Here is a 4,067-nt window from a genome sequence, read left to right as displayed (position 1 = left end):
ACCGCCACCATCTACCTCGCCGGACTCCACCTCGCCGCCATCTTCATCTGGTCAGCAAGGTGATCCACAGGAAACGGCCTAGCCGGGCAGAGGGTAGGTGAGGGGGAGGACGCGCTCGCGATCCGCGAAGGCGCCCTCGTGCTCGCGCCCGGGTCGGCCCGCGTCGAGGTCGTCGGTTAGGACGTGGCGGCGGGCTCCGCTTCGTCGTCTTCGTCCCGCAGGGCGTCTTCCAGGTCGGCCAGGGTGGTCTCGGCGGGGGTGCCGATGGCCTGCAGGGCGAGGATGCTGGTTCCGCAGTAGGAGGTCAGGGCGAGCAGGAGGTCGAGGAAGCGAGCCTGGTCCTGCGCGAGGGTGCGCCCCATCACCTCCACGCCCTGGTCGTGGAGCATGCCCCGGATCGTCGCGACCATGAGCTTGTGCACCTCGTCGTCGCCGGCCTGCTCCAGGCCGTCGAGGAACTCCTCAAGCGTCTTCTCTCCCCGTGAGGCGACCTCCGCGCTGAGGCCGAGCGCTGCGAGGGCGAGACCGCCGGCGAGGTTGGCCAGTCGGTCGGCTCCGTTGTCGTCGGCGTCCGCGTGGGCCGCGGCCGCGATCAGGCGCCCGGTCGGAAGATCCAGTTTCGAGACGACGTCTTCGCGGTGGCTCGCTGGATCGAGCGAGGCGCGAAGGAGTTCCATGACGGGCGCGTGCGTAAGTTCGCTCATCACGCCATCCTGCCCACCTGGCCGCACGCCTCGGGCCGAAACAGCAAGACCGCTACGGCAACGCCGCCACTCGGCAACCGTCAGGTGGAGCGGCAGACCGCCACGCTGCGCACACTGACCTGTCGCGCCTTCCCGGAGCCCAACGTTTCGGACGATGCGTCGGCCCCGAGCGAGCAGGCCCGCGCGCAGCGCCGCCGCCAGGCTGGGGCGACCGAGGCCACGGCCTGGCGCCGGGTCCGTGCAGAGAAGTCCGGCCATCAGATGCAGCCGCGGCGCCTGGAGTGGACCGCCTGACCAGCTTCTGGGCAGGCGCACCGGCCTGGCAGCCCTCGGGTAACAGCATCTTCTCGGCCAATGCGGGTGCGAATCAAAGCGGGTGGAACAGCTCCGCGAGTGCCGGGCACCTGGCGGCCACATGATCTGGCCGGGGCCACCGTCGGCCCCTGGACGGCGAGGAGCACCGCCGCAGACATGCACCAGAAAGGGGAGGGCCGTGACTGACAGCACGCCGCACGGCGCCGAGGAGCCTCGTCAGAGCTGGGTCTACAGCACGGGGAGCTGGAGCCCCATCGTGGACCCGCTGACACACGAACACGGAGGAGGATTCGACGCCACGGTCAAGGCTGCCGGCTACGAGGCGTGGACCGGAGCCGGCGAGGCGCACAACGTCCCGCTGACCCTCACGGTGTTCTCCCGGCTCCAGGAGCCCTGCTTCCTGTTCGACCTGGAAGGAAGCGGGACCTCCGAGCAGTTCTTCGCCCGGACGTTGCCCGACGCCTTGGCACTGCTCAACCAACTGGCCCCAACGCTTCAGGCGCTGGCCGTCACCGACCAGATTGCCAGGGCCGAGCCCAAGAGCATGTCGGGGCTCGCTGACCTTCTCGACACCCTCCACGGCCGCCGCCGGGACACCGCCGGCCGCATCGTCGAACACTGACAGGACGGAACTCCCACGTGAGCCAGCACGCCATCGCATACATACACAGCCAGAACATCTCCGACGGGACGGCCCGGCGGGTGTTCCTGGCCATCGCCGAACAGAGCAGAGGGGAGGGCGACATCCTCGGCCTGAACCTGTGGGACGCCGACATCCCCGTGCTCGCCCGGCGGATTGGCCTCGACGCTGACGAGTTCCGCCGCCAGCTGCGCACCCTCAAGCAGCACGTGCGGATGGACGTGCTCGAGCACTCCGACGGCCTGTGGGAGATCGTCTACGGACCGAGCTACACCAAGCCTCCCCGGCCGAGGCCCCAGCCGGTAACCCCGGATGCGCTGCGGGCCGGTCCGCAGGCGTTCTGGATGCCGGGGTGGGAGTGATCTGGATGCAGCCTTTACTGCTGGTGCCGGGACAGCCTCGTTCCCCTCCGTGCGCAGGATTGTTGAGGATAGGCCCCAGGGCCTCGATGAGCTGATCGCTCGGTGGCGGCGCCGCAGCCACCCTCCTGTGGATCGAGGCGATCGTCTCGTCGCCGAGGATGGCGCGTCGGCAGGCTTGGCAAGGCATGTGTCAGGCGGGCAGGGGGATGGGGGTGCGGTCGAGGCGCCCCAGACTGCGCTGCGCGTCGGGAAGCGCCATGAGCACGAAGTCCTGGGCCTCTCCAGGTTCCAGGAGCTTAGCCCCAGTCGAGGCTCGCGGTGTGTTCTCCGCCCCCGGAATGAATTCCTCCGCAAGGGTTGACGTGGCTGTCCGGTCGGGCGGATCGTGATCGCCTCAGCTACGCGAGCGCCGGAGGTCCCGTGAGCAAGTTCCACACGAGAGCGACGACCCTGCCGAACCGTACGGACGTCCGCATCGGGCCGACGCGAGCTGGGGCGGAGCTGAGCGACGAGGAGCTCCTTGAGCGATACCCCGCTGTTGCCGAGATCATGGCGCGCTGGAACCTTGAGCGCATGAGTGACGCCGAGATCTGAGCGGGCTGTCCGCGACGCTCAACCTGGGCACCTTGGTATGTAGCGGGGCTCTCCCCACGGGGTCGTCGGGCACCTGAGGTCAGATGTTGTCGGCGGTCCATACCTGGGGTCCCCCTCCTTCCCACCGGATCGGCCCTTCCTCGGACAGGTCCACGTCCTCGAAACCGGCCCGCCGCAGAAGCGCGGACACATCGCCGGGGTCGAAGGCGCGGCCGAGGTCGGCATCGACGCCGAAGACATGTGCGGTGACCTTCCGGCCGCCCATCGGCGACACAGGGTGAACAACGATCTCCGTCTGGTCAGCCATCCATCCAGCCTGCGACGAGCCCGTCATCCCAGCACCCCGGAGGCTCTGTCCGACTGAGGCGGCAGATGCCCGACGTCCTCGGCGAGTGGCCGCCGGGCCGTGTCGAGGGAAAATAGACCGCGACCCAGACGAAGACCATGGGCACAATGTTCTACCGGCGGTAGAATCGCCTTCATGAGCAACGGCAAGCCCACGAGCATCAAGACGAGCGAGGCTACCCGGGACCGGCTGCGTCTCCTCGCGCAGGAGCGAGGCACGACTATCACCGAGCTCCTGGACGAGCTCGCCCAGAGCCGGCTGACCCAGGCCGAGCAGGAGCAGCGGGCCCTGGAAGCCGCGGCGGAGCTCGGGCTGGACTACACCGAGCAGCTTCAGCAGGCCGGCCAGTCGGCCTGGGACAAGATCCGCGCCCACCAGGGCGGCGCCGCCGCGTGGACCTGACGGCGGTCTTCGACCACACGGCGCTCGTCGCCCTCTACCAGGCCGACCCGTTCTTCACCGGCCTGTACATCGAGTCTTCCCGGGGCACCGGCCGGGTCCTGATCCCGGCCCTCTCCGTCCTGGCCGCCGAGCGTACGATGCCTGGTGCCGGCTCCCACGCCGCGCGCCTGCGGTTCGCCGAGACCGTGCCCTTCACCGCGGCTCACGCCCTGGATGCCGGGTCCTGGCCGACCACCGACTGGACAGTGACGCATCCGGCGGCCATCGCCTGGCAGGCAGCGAAATCGGGAGAGCCGCTCACCGTGCTCTCGCTGACCCCCGAGGCGTACGAAGGCACCGGGGTCTACCCGCTCAACCCGGGCTAGCCGGGACGCGGCACCTGCCTCAGCAAGCTCCGGCAGTGTCCCTCGCCGCCGCCGCCGCGGCAGGCAGTGCAGACGTCAGCGCGGCGCGCAGCTGTTCGTCCTCGCGGATCATCGCGTGGTCGGACCCGTAGAGGACCAGGCGGCGGTCCCGACCGGTCAGCGCGGCCAGCCGACCGTGCTGCTCTGGCGTCAGGGCGGCGGACCCGAGTACCCGCAGGGCGTCGCAGGCACCCTTGAGGTCGGCACGGGTCTCGGCCGAGTGCAGCGCCGCCTCGGCGAGCCGGGTGTGGTCGAGATTGGCCGGATCGGCGATGGCGAGCAGTCCGAGGACGGCGGAGG

Annotated in this window: 8 protein-coding genes and 1 pseudogene; 6 read left to right on the top strand and 3 right to left on the bottom strand. The window is 69.8% G+C overall.

Translation table 11 applies throughout. From position 1 onward, the window contains the following. Positions 1-176: 176 nt before the first annotated feature. Positions 177-704 (bottom strand): hypothetical protein, encoded by a 528-nt coding sequence (locus VR44_RS32180; protein ID WP_157880479.1) that lies wholly within the window; start codon positions 702-704, stop codon positions 177-179. Here VR44_RS32180 and VR44_RS32175 point away from each other — a divergent pair. From VR44_RS32175 to VR44_RS45480, 4 genes are all read left to right on the top strand, one after another. Further along, a complete protein-coding gene (locus VR44_RS32175; RefSeq protein ID WP_052713935.1) occupies positions 687-998 on the top strand; it encodes a hypothetical protein in 312 nt (103 codons plus the stop codon). The genes VR44_RS32180 and VR44_RS32175 overlap by 18 nt on opposite strands. A gap of 199 nt (positions 999-1,197) precedes the next feature. Then, positions 1,198-1,641 (top strand): hypothetical protein, encoded by a 444-nt coding sequence (locus VR44_RS32170; protein ID WP_045951162.1) that lies wholly within the window; start codon positions 1,198-1,200, stop codon positions 1,639-1,641. A 17-nt stretch (positions 1,642-1,658) separates the two neighbouring features. Further along, positions 1,659-2,021: a hypothetical protein gene (locus tag VR44_RS45485; RefSeq protein WP_045951161.1), complete on the top strand. Its 363-nt coding sequence runs from the start codon at positions 1,659-1,661 to the stop codon at positions 2,019-2,021. Positions 2,022-2,441: 420 nt separating this feature from the next. Beyond that, on the top strand, positions 2,442-2,615 hold the full coding sequence (locus VR44_RS45480; RefSeq protein ID WP_157880478.1) for a hypothetical protein: 174 nt from the start codon (positions 2,442-2,444) through the stop codon (positions 2,613-2,615). Positions 2,616-2,694: 79 nt separating this feature from the next. On the opposite strand, the gene VR44_RS32160 is transcribed toward VR44_RS45480, so the two are convergent. Continuing rightward, on the bottom strand, positions 2,695-2,922 hold the full coding sequence (locus VR44_RS32160; protein ID WP_052713934.1) for a hypothetical protein: 228 nt from the start codon (positions 2,920-2,922) through the stop codon (positions 2,695-2,697). A 174-nt stretch (positions 2,923-3,096) separates the two neighbouring features. On the opposite strand from VR44_RS32160, the gene VR44_RS32155 reads away from it, so the two are divergent. Next, entirely contained in the window at positions 3,097-3,363 is a 267-nt protein-coding gene (locus VR44_RS32155; protein ID WP_045951159.1) for a hypothetical protein, read from the top strand. After that, positions 3,354-3,728: a PIN domain-containing protein gene (locus VR44_RS32150; protein WP_045951158.1), complete on the top strand. Its 375-nt coding sequence runs from the start codon at positions 3,354-3,356 to the stop codon at positions 3,726-3,728. The genes VR44_RS32155 and VR44_RS32150 overlap by 10 nt, the downstream gene beginning before the upstream one ends. Before the next feature lie 19 nt (positions 3,729-3,747). Here VR44_RS32150 and VR44_RS32145 read toward each other — a convergent pair. Next, a pseudogene (locus tag VR44_RS32145) lies at positions 3,748-4,067 on the bottom strand (hypothetical protein); the annotation flags it as partial.

Source organism: Streptomyces katrae, from assembly GCF_000966975.1.
GTDB lineage: Bacteria > Actinomycetota > Actinomycetes > Streptomycetales > Streptomycetaceae > Streptomyces > Streptomyces katrae.
Note: the sequence above shows the minus strand (reverse complement) of the source record. Positions and strands in the feature narration are given on the sequence as shown.